We start from the raw sequence: 10,684 nt of genomic DNA, 5'->3' as shown, positions 1-10,684 counted from the left end.
CCGCCAGCCGTGGCGGTGCAGCAGGGCGGCGAGGACGGCGGGGTCGGTGTCGGCGGGGGCGGGCGGGCGGCCGTGCCAGGCGGCTTCGGCGGGGTGCGGGCGGACGGGGTGCGGGGGTCCGCCCGTGGGGCGGTGGGTCATGGTGTGCCTCCGGTCCCGACGCGCGTCATGATCTCGCACAGCGCGCGGTCGTCGAAGACGCGGCTGGTGGGGATGCGCACGGTGGTGCGGCCGCGGCCGGTGACGGGGTGGCCGGCGAGGTTGGTCCAGTAGCAGCAGTGCCTGAGTTCGAGCCGGTCGTGGCCGGCGCGCAGCCAGTCGTCCGGGGAGCGCGGGACGAGCATGACGACGAGGATCTTGTGCACGGTGACGGGGGTGCGGGCCAGCTTGGCGAGGTGCGCGTTGTCCAGCGTGAAGGCGAAGGAGCGGCCCGGCGGACGGGGCGGGACCTGGTAGGTCGCCTTGAGCTGGACCTTGATGGTGACCTCGTCGTCGACGGTGTGGCCGGGTGCGGTGTGACTGACGTGCCAGTCGATGCCGTTGTCGGGGAAGGGCTGGGACAGGGAGCAGCCCGCGGCGGCGGCGACGGCGTGCAGGTAGGCGACCTGCAGGGTCTCCATGCAGGCGGTGGTGGCGAGGGAGCCGCGGGAGGGGGCCGTGCGCCCGGGCAGCAGCCCGCCCCGTTCGGGCTGCGCTATGGCCATGGCCAACAGCCTTCCAGAACAAGTGTTTCCCCGTGTCGGGTCGCTGAACTGCAAAGACCCGTACTCCTGTTGTCTCCTTCCGGCGTACGGCGCAAACGGGGCGGGTATCACCCGGTCGTGGCAGCGGACGGTGCGTCAACTGCCGAGGGTGATCGAGGGGTTGTTGGGTATGGCGAGCTGGTACGAGGGGCCGTTGGCCGCATTCGACACGGAGACGACGGGCGTGGACGTCGAGACCGACCGGATCGTGTCGGCCGCCGTCGTCATCCAGGAGGCGCCGGGCAGCCGTCCGCGGGTCAGCCGCTGGCTGGTGAACCCGGGGGTTCCGGTGCCGGCGGCGGCGACGGAGGTGCACGGTCTGACGGACGAGCAGGTGCAGCGCAACGGGCGGTGGCCGGCTCCGGTGATGTACGAGATAGCGGAGGTGCTGGCGGAGCAGGCCCGGGTCGGCCGGCCGCTGGTGGTGATGAACGCGCCGTTCGATCTGACGCTGCTGGACCGGGAGTTGCGCCGTCACCGGGCGTCGTCGCTGAGCCGCTGGTTCGACCGGAATCCGCTGCTGGTGCTGGATCCGCGGGTGCTGGACAAGCATCTGGACCGCTACCGCAAGGGCCGCCGGACGCTGGCGGACCTGTGCGCGCTCTACGGGGTGCCGCTGGAGGCGGCGCACGACGCGGCGGCGGACGCGGTGGCGGCGCTGGAGGTGACGCGGGCGGTGGGGCGGCGGTTCGCCACGCGGCTGGAGCGGCTCTCGCCGGGTGAACTGCACACCCTGCAGGCGGTGTGGCACGCGGCGCAGGCGCGGGGGCTGGAGACGTGGTTCGCGCGCAACGGCGCGCGGGAGGCGGTGGACCCGGCCTGGCCGCTGCGTCCGGATCTGCCGGCGGCCGCGTAGCGCGCCGCGGGGCGGGGTCCACAGACGACGAAGCCGGTCCGTCGGGGACGGACCGGCTCTCCCGGTGGGCGATACTGGGTTCGAACCAGTGACCTCTTCGGTGTGAACGAAGCGCTCTCCCACTGAGCTAATCGCCCGGGAACGGACTGAACAATACAGGTCCCGGGACGCTTCCTTCAAACCGCTTCGAGGTGGGCGGCCAGGGCGCGCCGCCCCGCGCGCATCATCACGGTGTGGTTGGCGCGGAACAGGCAGCGGGCGGGCACGGCGAGGCGGCGCAGCAGCGGCTTCCGGACCTCGGCCTCCTGCTCGTAGCGGGCGAGGCAGCCGCCGCCCTCGGCGGGGGTGACGGTCCAGCGGGCGCGGCCGTCGATGTCGCCGGTGAGCGTCACCTCCAGGATCCCGGCCGCGGGGTCGCGCCGCTCCTCGCGCAGGACCACGACGAGGTCGTAGGGGAGGACGGAGCGGATGCGGGCGGTGCCGGCGGTGTCGTCGATCCGGGTGACCTCGCGGACCTGGGGCCACCAACGGGGGTAGTCCTCGATGCGTTCCAGGGCGCGGTAGACGACGGGGGCGGGGGCGGTCAGGGTCCACCGGCTGTGGAACCGGTAGTGGTTGACGTCCATGGGCGTCAGTGTGCCGGGCCGGGCCGTACGTGCCCGGTGTGCGGCGCGCCGGGGCGAAGTCGCCGGGTGTGCCGGGCCGTTCACGGTGGTCTGCGGGCCGCTCCCGGGGTGTGCGGGGCATTGTGCGGGCGCGGGTGCGGAGAAATGCGTGTCGGTATTCCGGAAGGGGTGCGGTGGATTCCCGCCGGATAAAGGAGTGTTGGCTTCTTCCGGAACTCGCCGGATGGCCGGAAGGCGGTGTTCGGGGCGGCCTTCGCATACGGCCCGGGCGATTACGCGGCCGGCCTCCGGGGGCGGCGGGCCCGGTGCCGTGCGGCGGCGGAAAGTAACGGGCCGTCACCGCCGCGGGCCGGTGGTGCGGTGGACGCCGCGGGGGAAAGGGAGCGGCCCGGCCCACTGATCGTGAGCCGGGCCGCCTTCATCCGGTGGGCGATACTGGGTTCGAACCAGTGACCTCTTCGGTGTGAACGAAGCGCTCTCCCACTGAGCTAATCGCCCGGACGCAGGAAGAAGATTACCCCATGTCAGGGGGTGCTGATGACCAGCGGCCGACGGGCCGCCGCACCCCCGCCCGCGGCGGCGCGGCCCGCGCCCCGGATCACTGGTCGGTGATCTTCCAGGGCATCTGCAGGCCGAACTTCCACAGGTAGACGCCGGCCACGACGCCCGCGATCACCAGGCCGACCGAGGTCAGGATGATGTTGCGGCGGCGCACTTTGGGGTCGAGGGCCCGCTGCGCGGCCTCGGTGACCTTGCGCTTGGTCCAGCGGAGCACCAGCTGCGCCCAGGCGAACTCGGTCCCCCAGATCGCCAGGCCGGCGAAGATCACGACCCAGCCGGGACCCGGCAGGACCAGCATCGCGGCCCCCGCCGCCACGACCGCGAGACCGACGACGAAGACGCCGACCTGCCAGCTGACGTGGAGGGCCCGGCGCGCTTTGATGAAGGCGGGCGCCCGGGAGCCGAGCGCCCGCTCCTGTGGCTCCTCGTCCGCCTCCGCCCGGCCCGCCCGGTCAGCTGTCATGGTCGCCTCGCCGGCCTTGTCACTCCCCGTGTTCATACGCCCAAACCCTACCGGAGCGATTCGCCTCACCGGAATGGGCGCAGGGGGCGATCGATCTCTCGGCCGGAAGAGTTACGTAAACGCACGCAAAACACGCAGAGGGGTTTACAACGGCACCGTAGGTGGCATGTCGATTTCGCCGACGTGCGAATCCCCGAGCGCACACTGAGCGAAAGGCCCTGGCGCTTATGAACACCACGGTCAGCTGCGAGCTGCACCTGCGCCTCGTTGTGTCGAGCGAGTCCTCCCTGCCTGTCCCCGCAGGCCTGCGGTACGACACGGCCGACCCCTACGCCGTGCACGCCACCTTCCACACCGGAGCCGAGGAGACCGTCGAGTGGGTGTTCGCCCGCGACCTCCTCGCCGAGGGACTTCACCGCCCCACGGGCACCGGCGACGTCCGCGTCTGGCCGTCGCGCAGCCACGGTCAGGGCGTCGTCTGCATCGCTCTCAGCTCCCCGGAGGGCGAGGCACTGCTCGAGGCCCCGGCGCGGGCCCTGGAGTCCTTCCTGAAGCGCACCGACGCCGCCGTGCCGCCCGGCACGGAACACCGGCACTTCGACCTCGATCAGGAGCTCTCGCACATCCTGGCGGAAAGCTAGGGCGAGACCCCCACAAGCAGCCCGGCGCCGTCGACTCGGGGTGACGGCTCGGGCCAGAACGACCGTGCACGGCACGCGACGGCGCCGGTACCGCGGGATTCCGCGGTGCCGGCGCCGTCGCGTCGTGCTGCCCGGACCCGGCGGCCGACGGGCGGGGGCCCGGATCGTGCACGGGTGGTGACCCTGGGTCGCCGGGCGGGAACACGCGGGCGTCCCCGGACGTTGTCCTCGAAACCATGTGCGGGCCGACGGCGGCCCTCCGCGCGCCGGAGCCACTACCATCGGCCAGCAATCGGCGGGCGCCCGCCCGTCCCCAGGCCAGGGAGCGAATCGTGCTGATCACCCACGACACCCGGTGTGCGCTGGACACCGTGGTGGATCTGGTGAACTCCGCGCCGGAGGACGACTCGGCGCCGGACGGACTGCCGGACGTCGCGGCTCTCGAGGTGTTCGTCCGGGAACACGCGGTCAGTGAGGTCGGGGTGCTCACGGACTTCGACCTGTCGGCGGTGCGCAGGCTGCGGTCCCGGTTCGCGGCCGTCTTCGCCGCGCCCGACGCCCGCACGGCGGCGGGGCTGATCAACGAGCTGATCGCCGCCGCGGGCACCACGCCCCGGCTGACCGACCACGACGGCTACGACTGGCACGTGCACTACTTCGCCCCGGGCGCCTCGGTCGCCGACCACCTGGCCGCCGACTGCGGCATGGCTCTCGCCTTCTTCGTGGTCGCCGGGGAGCAGGAGCGGCTGCGGCGCTGCGAGGCGCCCGACTGCCGGCACGCCTTCGTCGACCTCTCCCGCAACCGGTCGCGGCGGTACTGCGACAGCCGGACCTGCGGCAACCGGCTGCACGTGGCCGCGTACCGGGCGCGGCGCAAGGAGGCGGCGGGCTGACCGCCCGGCGGCGAGATGCCGCCGTGCCGACGCGGTCCCGACGGGTGGCGCCGGGTACCGCGGGTACGGCTCACAGCCACAGCAGGTCGTGCAGGGCAGCCGTGAGCAGCAGACACCCGATCACCGCCAGGAAGATCATCAGCGGTGGCTGGGAAAGGGCGAAGAGGCATCCGCGCGGCTCGTCCTGAGGCGGCGCGGCATCGCTCTGTGTCGTGTCCAGCATCTCGCCGCGATGATGGCGCATCGGCCGCACCGAAGCGATCAACCCTCACCGGGTGAACGCGGGGCCGCCGATTACGTGATCAACGCGTCGGGTTGTGATCGCTTCCGGCCGCGACGCGCCCCCCTGTGACGTTTCGGCGTCCCGGCCGGCGCGCGGCGGGGACGCCGGGGCTCAGATGCCGTGCTTCTTGAGGATGGCCTCGATATCGCTGAAGTCGTCGTCGCCGCCCCGGGAGGCCGGCGCGGGCCGGGTCTCCCGGCGGGGTCCCTGACCGAGAGAGGGCGCCGAGGCCGCCGGGGCGACCGCGTCCTCCTGCCGGGCGGCGGCCCGGGCGGCCTTGCGTTCCTTGCGGGTGCCGCCGCGGCGGCGCTCCACGGCGCGGGTCGTCACGAACATCACCCACGACAGGCCGAGCAGCCCGAATCCCGCCCAGGCCATGGGGCTGAAGGCGGTGTCCGCCAGCCACTCCACCACGCCGGTCATCACGAGGCCGACGGGGACCAGGGAGTAGGCGGCGATGCGGGTCGCGGCCAGGAAACGCTTGCGGTAGGCCGTGATCACCGCGATGCCCAGGCCGGCCGCGGACACGGCGGAGCAGACGGTCTCGGCAATCATCCGGTCCTCCAGGCTGGGGGGTGGTGCCGCTGTGGGCCCTTCGTCCCTTCCATCCTGCACCTATGGGGCCCCGCCGGGCCATGCCCGGGCCCGAGATCAGGGAGATCTCCGGGTCGTCTCCTCCGCAGGTGCCGGTGCGGGCGCGGCCCGCGGACGGGCCCGCAGGGGCGGGCGGGCAGGTGCCGGGGGCCGGTTGGGTGGTGCGGGGCGCGGCTGGAAGACTGTGACCATGAGTGACTCCTCCCCCGCCCGCCCCTCCGTCCCCGTGCTCGACGTGTGGTGCGAGCTGCAGTGCCCGGACTGCCGCACGGCCCTGGACGACGTGCGCGCGCTGCGCGCCCGCTACGGCGACCGTCTCGAGGTGCGCCTGCGGCACTTCCCGCTGGAGAAGCACAAGCACTCCTTCGCCGCCGCGCAGGCCGCCGAGGAGGCGCTGGTCCAGGGCAGGGGCTGGGAGTACGTGGAGGCCGTGCTGGCGCGGGTCGCGGAGCTGGACCGCGCGGGCGAGTCCGTCCTGGTCGGGACGGCCCGGGAGCTGGGACTGGACGCCGAGGAGTTCGACACCGCCCTGATCGACGGGCGGCACATCCTGGTCGTGGACGCCGACCACGCCGAGGGCAAGGCGATCGGTGTGACCGGCACGCCCACCTACGTGGTCGGCGGGGAGCGCCTCGACGGCGGGAAGAGCCAGGAGGGTCTGCGCGAGCGGATCGAGGGGATCGTGGACCGTCTGCTCGCCGGGCAGGAGGGCTGAGCCGGGCCCGGTCCCGGCCGGCCCGCGTGCCGGTCACAGCAGCGGCTTGTACATCGCGTACTGCGTGGTCGTGTAGCCGAGGGAGTCGTAGAGCCGTTCGGCCGGGGTGTTGTCCGCGAACACGTTCAGACCGATGCGGCGGCGGCCCGCGGCGATCGCCTGGGCCTCCGCCGTCAGCATCAGGGCGCGGCCGTGGCCCCGTCCGCGGTGGCGGGCGGAGGTCTCGACGTCGAAGACGTAGGCGCCCTGCCCGCGGACCGAGAGCCACAGGGTGCCCACCGGGGTGCCCTCGTGCTCCAGCACGCTGAACAGCATGCCCTCGCTGGTGCGCCCGTCGGGCAGCAGGGCGGCGTGGTCGCGCTCCGACTTGGCCCGGGCCTCGGCGCCGGGTACGCCCCGCTCGCTCCAGCTGTGCGCGTAGTCGGTCTTGCCCTGCTCGAGGTAGGGCCCGAACTCGGCGTCGGTCATGGGGCGGACCCGGCTGCCCTCGGGCAGGGCGGGCGCGGTGACGCCCAGGTCCTTCTCCATGTTCCGGTTGCGCACGACGTAGCCGAGCGCGGTGGCCAGCCGCAGGCCCGCTGCGGAGCGGGCGGGGACGGACACCTCGATCCGTCGGCAGCCCCAGCCGCGCGCCACCTCCTCGGCGGCGAGCGCGGCGACGGTGCCCCGGCCCCGCCGGCGGTCCGCCTCCTGGATGCGCAGCGTCATGATCCGGGCGACGGCGTCACCGAAGACGGGGTCGGTGCCGATGTGGATCGCGCCGACGGGGCGGCTGTTCACGCACACCTGGTAGTGGCGTGAGCGGGTGCCGTCGGCGTTCTGCTGAAGCGGCTCGGCCGGCCGCAGGGTGGTGGTCATCACGGGTGTTCTACCCGCTGGCGGGCCGTGGGTCAGCCGAATATCCGGGTGCGGTCGGACACGCTCACGGGTCGAGGTCGGCCGCCGCGCGCTCGTCGAAGATCCGCATGGCCTTGGCGGTCACCGGGCCGGGGGCGCCGGGCAGTTCGCGGTCGTCGACGCGGTGCACGGCCTGGACGTCGCGGAGGGTGGAGGTGAGGAAGATCTCCTCGGCCCGCTCCAGGACGTCGAACGGCAGGTCGGTCTCCCGGGCGCCGGTCCACTCGACGGCCAGGGCGCGGGTGATGCCGGCGAGGCAGCCCGACGCGACGGGCGGGGTGTGCAGTTCGCCGTCGAGGACGACGAACACGTTGGATCCGGTGCCTTCGCAGAGCTGTCCGACGGTGTTGGCGAACAGCGCCTCGGTGGCGCCCCGTTCGCGGGCGCGGGCGAGGGCGACGACGTTCTCGGCGTAGGAGGTGGTCTTCAGGCCGGTGAGCGCGCCGCGTTCGTTGCGGGTCCACGGGACGGTGACGGCGGCGGTCGTGTCGGGGCGGCGGGCGGTCTCGCCGAGGGCGACGACGAGGGTGGTGCCGTGCTCTCCCCGGTCGGAGCCGAGGGGGCCGTGGCCGCCGGTGTAGGTGATGCGCAGCCGGCCGAGCGGCATCGGGTTGGCGTCGAGGACGGCGGCGCACGCGCGGCGCACCTCGTCGAGGTCGGGGTCGGGCAGGCCGAGCCCCCGGGCCGAGCGGGTCAGCCGGTCGAGGTGGCGGGTGAGCGCGAACGGCCGCCCGTCCACGGCCTTCACCGTCTCGAAGATGCCGTCGCCCACGGTCAGCCCGTGGTCGAGGACGGAGACGCGGGCGGACTCGATGTCCTGCAGCCCGCCGTCGAGCCAGATCTTCACCTATCGGATCCCTTCACTCACCCCGTGGGTGCCCGACGCTACCGCGAGCAGCCGGGACGCCTTCAGTTCGGTCTCGCGCCACTCCCCCTCGGGGTCGGAGCCCCAGGTGATGCCGGCTCCGGTGCCGAAGCGGAGCACGGCGGTGCCGTCGGCGGCCCGCTCGATCCAGAAGGTGCGGATGCCGACGGCCAGCTCGGCGGTGCCGCGGTCGGCGTCGACCCAGCCGATGCCGCCGCAGTACGGTCCGCGGGGGGCGGGTTCCAGCGCGTCGATGATCCGCAGGGCGCTCGTCTTGGGGGCACCGGTGACGGAGCCGGGCGGGAAGGCCGCGGCGAGCAGCTCGGGCCAGCCGGTCCCGGCGCGCAGGCCGCCGCGGACGGTGGACACCAGGTGCACGAGTCCCGGGTGCTTCTCGACGGCGCACAGGTCGGGCACGGTGACGGTGCCGGTGGCGCAGACCCGGCCGATGTCGTTGCGGACGAGGTCCACGATCATGACGTTCTCGGCGTAGTCCTTCTCCAGCAGGTCGGCCTCGGTGCGGCCGGTGCCCTTGATCGGGCCGGACTCGACGGTGCGCCCGTCGCGGCGGAGGAAGAGTTCCGGTGAGGCGGTGGCGATCTCCACGCCGTGCCCGGGCAGGCGAATCGTTCCGGCATAGGGGGCGGGGTTGCCGCGGGCCAGCAGGGCGGTCAGCCGGTCCACGTCGGCGTCGGCGGGGACCTGCGCGGACAGCACCCGGCAGAGGTTCGCCTGGTACACCTCGCCGGCCGCTATGCGGTCGCGGATCGCCCGTACGCCCGCCGTGTACGCGGCGTGGTCCATGGACGACGTCCAGTCACCGGGGGCGGGTCCGCGCCAGGCGTCCGGCACCGGGGCCGGGACCGGCTCCTCGCGCACGTCCCGGAAGCGTGCGCAGGTCAGACGGCCCTCGAAGTCCGCGCAGACGGCCCAGAAGCCCCGGGATTCCAGTGCCGAGGGGTCGTCGGTGACGTCGAGGAGGCCGGTGGCCACACGGGTGCCGAAGCGGGCGAGAGGCGGGAGGTCGTGCACCCGACGAGTGTAGGGCGGGAGCCGTCGCGGTGACCTCGTCGAGTCCGTCACGGTGCGCTGACCTGGTACGTGAGCGGACGCAGCGCAGCACGCTGCACAAACGCGTTTTTGTGCTGGCCCCGGAATCCGCTAGAGTTCACCTCGTCGCCGGAACGCGCAAGCCGACCGAACCGACAGGCGGACGTAGCTCAGTTGGTAGAGCGCAACCTTGCCAAGGTTGAGGTCGCGAGTTCGAACCTCGTCGTCCGCTCGAAGGAAGAGGGGGATCCCGGTCCCCTACACTCCTGGTGGAGTGGCCGAGAGGCGAGGCAACGGCCTGCAAAGCCGTCTACACGGGTTCAAATCCCGTCTCCACCTCCAAGGACGATTAGCTCAGCGGGAGAGCGCTTCCCTGACACGGAAGAGGTCACTGGTTCAATCCCAGTATCGTCCACTGGATCCTCGGATCCTCCGCGCGATTAGCTCAGCGGGAGAGCGCTTCCCTGACACGGAAGAGGTCACTGGTTCAATCCCAGTATCGCGCACGCAGTGCCCACGACCGGCCACGGCCGGTGACCGTGGTCCCGAGGACGATTAGCTCAGCGGGAGAGCGCTTCCCTGACACGGAAGAGGTCACTGGTTCAATCCCAGTATCGTCCACGCCTCACCGGAACCCCCGGCCGCCCAGCGGCCGGGGGTTCTGCCGTTCCCCCGGGAGTCCGGGGGCCGCGTCAGGACGAGAACAGCATGCGCCCGAAGCTCTTCTGCCGGCGGTGACCGTAGTGGGCGCCGTGCGGCGCGGCACCCCAGGCGGGCGGCTGCGGGGCCGCCGGGTACGCCTGCGGCGCGGCGGGCGGCGGCGGGGCGGGCTGCGCCCACTGGGCCTCCAGCCGGGTCAGCGACTCCAGTTCGCCGTAGTCCAGGAAGATCCCCCGGCACCCGCTGCACTGCTCGATCTGTACGCCGTTCCGGTTGTAGGTGTGCATCGGCGCGTGGCACTTCGGACACTGCATGACGGCTCCAACTCCTCGCTGATCGGTCCCGCTTCACTTGTCGCCAGGACAGACTCCGTCCGGCTCCGGTCGGTTGCACACTACGTCGTCCCGCCCGGCGCCAACTCCCCCTCGGCGGCTGCCGGGACGGCCGCGATCCGGGCGCAGGCGTCGACGACGCACTGTTCCACCTCGTCGAGGGGGCGGCCGTCCGCGGCGCTCTTGACGATCATGCGGGCGGCGGTCTGCACGGTGAGGGCCCGGGCCGGGACGTCGAGCGCGGGCCAGGGGTCGCCGGCGACGGGGACGGCCGGTCCCCGGGCGGCCCGGTAGGCGTCGAGGAACCGCGCCCACTCCCCCGGGCCGAGCAGGCCGCACGCGTACCAGGCCGCCGGTCGGGCGAGGTCCCAGGCGGGGGCGCCGAGCCCCACGTCGTCCACGTCGATCAGCCGCCACGGCCCGTGCGGGAGGCGGACGAGCTGGCCCAGGTGGAAGTCGCCGTGGCAGAGCGCGGCCGGGCCGGGCGCCGGGGCGTCACCGCGGG

14 protein-coding genes and 7 tRNA genes are annotated in these 10,684 nt (G+C 73.1%); 9 read left to right on the top strand and 12 right to left on the bottom strand.

Annotated features, from left to right (window positions below):
- Positions 1-137: 137 nt before the first annotated feature.
- Entirely contained in the window at positions 138-704 is a 567-nt protein-coding gene (locus G3I53_RS27620) for a DUF4365 domain-containing protein (protein WP_164338930.1), read from the bottom strand.
- 169 nt (positions 705-873) lie between these two features.
- Here G3I53_RS27620 and G3I53_RS27615 point away from each other — a divergent pair, with 169 nt between their 5' ends.
- A complete protein-coding gene (locus G3I53_RS27615; RefSeq protein ID WP_164338929.1) occupies positions 874-1,599 on the top strand; it encodes an exonuclease domain-containing protein in 726 nt (241 codons plus the stop codon).
- A 65-nt stretch (positions 1,600-1,664) separates the two neighbouring features.
- Here G3I53_RS27615 and G3I53_RS27610 read toward each other — a convergent pair.
- From G3I53_RS27610 to G3I53_RS27595, 4 genes are all read right to left on the bottom strand, one after another.
- Positions 1,665-1,736, bottom strand: a tRNA-Val gene (locus tag G3I53_RS27610).
- Positions 1,737-1,775: 39 nt separating this feature from the next.
- The gene (locus G3I53_RS27605) at positions 1,776-2,225 is read right to left on the bottom strand and encodes an SRPBCC family protein (protein WP_164338928.1); all 450 of its coding nucleotides are present in this window, start codon (positions 2,223-2,225) and stop codon (positions 1,776-1,778) included.
- 426 nt (positions 2,226-2,651) lie between these two features.
- Positions 2,652-2,723 (bottom strand) — tRNA-Val (locus G3I53_RS27600).
- Positions 2,724-2,823: 100 nt separating this feature from the next.
- Positions 2,824-3,285, bottom strand: coding sequence for a TIGR02611 family protein (locus G3I53_RS27595; protein WP_164338927.1), 462 nt, complete (start codon positions 3,283-3,285; stop codon positions 2,824-2,826).
- Between the two features lie 191 nt (positions 3,286-3,476).
- On the opposite strand from G3I53_RS27595, the gene G3I53_RS27590 reads away from it, so the two are divergent.
- Positions 3,477-3,890 carry an SsgA family sporulation/cell division regulator gene (locus tag G3I53_RS27590; RefSeq protein WP_004002642.1) on the top strand — a complete coding sequence of 138 codons (414 nt, stop codon included), beginning with the start codon at positions 3,477-3,479 and terminating at the stop codon, positions 3,888-3,890.
- Between the two features lie 332 nt (positions 3,891-4,222).
- Entirely contained in the window at positions 4,223-4,783 is a 561-nt protein-coding gene (locus G3I53_RS27585) for a CGNR zinc finger domain-containing protein (RefSeq protein WP_164338926.1), read from the top strand.
- Positions 4,784-4,853: 70 nt separating this feature from the next.
- On the opposite strand, the gene G3I53_RS27580 is transcribed toward G3I53_RS27585, so the two are convergent.
- Both G3I53_RS27580 and G3I53_RS27575 read right to left on the bottom strand, forming a co-directional pair.
- Positions 4,854-5,027, bottom strand: coding sequence for a hypothetical protein (locus G3I53_RS27580; protein ID WP_164338920.1), 174 nt, complete (start codon positions 5,025-5,027; stop codon positions 4,854-4,856).
- Between the two features lie 150 nt (positions 5,028-5,177).
- Complete coding sequence (locus tag G3I53_RS27575) at positions 5,178-5,621, bottom strand: hypothetical protein (RefSeq protein WP_164338925.1); 444 nt, start codon at positions 5,619-5,621, stop codon at positions 5,178-5,180.
- A gap of 229 nt (positions 5,622-5,850) precedes the next feature.
- Here G3I53_RS27575 and G3I53_RS27570 point away from each other — a divergent pair, with 229 nt between their 5' ends.
- Positions 5,851-6,375 carry a DsbA family protein gene (locus tag G3I53_RS27570; protein WP_203592746.1) on the top strand — a complete coding sequence of 175 codons (525 nt, stop codon included), beginning with the start codon at positions 5,851-5,853 and terminating at the stop codon, positions 6,373-6,375.
- Between the two features lie 33 nt (positions 6,376-6,408).
- Here the strand turns inward: G3I53_RS27570 and G3I53_RS27565 are convergent, their stop codons facing one another.
- The 3 genes from G3I53_RS27565 to G3I53_RS27555 form a co-directional block, all read right to left on the bottom strand.
- A complete protein-coding gene (locus tag G3I53_RS27565; RefSeq protein WP_164338923.1) occupies positions 6,409-7,233 on the bottom strand; it encodes a GNAT family N-acetyltransferase in 825 nt (274 codons plus the stop codon).
- 64 nt (positions 7,234-7,297) lie between these two features.
- Positions 7,298-8,119 (bottom strand): aminodeoxychorismate lyase, encoded by an 822-nt coding sequence (locus G3I53_RS27560; RefSeq protein WP_164338922.1) that lies wholly within the window; start codon positions 8,117-8,119, stop codon positions 7,298-7,300.
- On the bottom strand, positions 8,120-9,169 hold the full coding sequence (locus G3I53_RS27555) for a chorismate-binding protein (RefSeq protein WP_164338921.1): 1,050 nt from the start codon (positions 9,167-9,169) through the stop codon (positions 8,120-8,122).
- A 177-nt stretch (positions 9,170-9,346) separates the two neighbouring features.
- On the opposite strand from G3I53_RS27555, the gene G3I53_RS27550 reads away from it, so the two are divergent.
- The 5 genes from G3I53_RS27550 (at position 9,347) to G3I53_RS27530 (ending at position 9,808) form a co-directional block, all read left to right on the top strand.
- A tRNA-Gly gene (locus tag G3I53_RS27550) sits at positions 9,347-9,419 on the top strand.
- 36 nt (positions 9,420-9,455) lie between these two features.
- Positions 9,456-9,529, top strand: a tRNA-Cys gene (locus G3I53_RS27545).
- Position 9,530: 1 nt separating this feature from the next.
- A tRNA-Val gene (locus G3I53_RS27540) sits at positions 9,531-9,602 on the top strand.
- 19 nt (positions 9,603-9,621) lie between these two features.
- Positions 9,622-9,693 (top strand) — tRNA-Val (locus G3I53_RS27535).
- 43 nt (positions 9,694-9,736) lie between these two features.
- Positions 9,737-9,808 (top strand) — tRNA-Val (locus G3I53_RS27530).
- A 71-nt stretch (positions 9,809-9,879) separates the two neighbouring features.
- Here the strand turns inward: G3I53_RS27530 and G3I53_RS27525 are convergent.
- Positions 9,880-10,161, bottom strand: coding sequence for a zf-TFIIB domain-containing protein (locus tag G3I53_RS27525; RefSeq protein WP_164438894.1), 282 nt, complete (start codon positions 10,159-10,161; stop codon positions 9,880-9,882).
- 80 nt (positions 10,162-10,241) lie between these two features.
- The coding region (locus tag G3I53_RS27520; protein ID WP_164438893.1) for a phosphotransferase at positions 10,242-10,684 on the bottom strand (443 nt) is incomplete at its 5' end.

Origin of the sequence: Streptomyces sp. SID14436 (genome assembly GCF_010548465.1) — a bacterium.
In the GTDB taxonomy this organism is placed as follows: Bacteria; Actinomycetota; Actinomycetes; order Streptomycetales; family Streptomycetaceae; genus Streptomyces.
Note: the sequence above shows the minus strand (reverse complement) of the source record. Positions and strands in the feature narration are given on the sequence as shown.

Excerpts from the sequence above, each read along its gene's own strand:
- G3I53_RS27620 (WP_164338930.1), bottom strand. The coding sequence starts at position 704 with ATGGCCATAGCGCAGCCCGAACGGGGCGGGCTGCTGCCCGGGCGCACG.
- G3I53_RS27615 (WP_164338929.1), top strand. The coding sequence starts at position 874 with ATGGCGAGCTGGTACGAGGGGCCGTTGGCCGCATTCGACACGGAGACG.
- G3I53_RS27605 (WP_164338928.1), bottom strand. The coding sequence starts at position 2,225 with ATGGACGTCAACCACTACCGGTTCCACAGCCGGTGGACCCTGACCGCC.
- G3I53_RS27595 (WP_164338927.1), bottom strand. The coding sequence starts at position 3,285 with ATGAACACGGGGAGTGACAAGGCCGGCGAGGCGACCATGACAGCTGAC.
- G3I53_RS27590 (WP_004002642.1), top strand. The coding sequence starts at position 3,477 with ATGAACACCACGGTCAGCTGCGAGCTGCACCTGCGCCTCGTTGTGTCG.
- G3I53_RS27580 (WP_164338920.1), bottom strand. The coding sequence starts at position 5,027 with ATGCGCCATCATCGCGGCGAGATGCTGGACACGACACAGAGCGATGCC.
- G3I53_RS27575 (WP_164338925.1), bottom strand. The coding sequence starts at position 5,621 with ATGATTGCCGAGACCGTCTGCTCCGCCGTGTCCGCGGCCGGCCTGGGC.
- G3I53_RS27570 (WP_203592746.1), top strand. The coding sequence starts at position 5,851 with ATGAGTGACTCCTCCCCCGCCCGCCCCTCCGTCCCCGTGCTCGACGTG.
- G3I53_RS27565 (WP_164338923.1), bottom strand. The coding sequence starts at position 7,233 with ATGACCACCACCCTGCGGCCGGCCGAGCCGCTTCAGCAGAACGCCGAC.
- G3I53_RS27525 (WP_164438894.1), bottom strand. The coding sequence starts at position 10,161 with ATGCAGTGTCCGAAGTGCCACGCGCCGATGCACACCTACAACCGGAAC.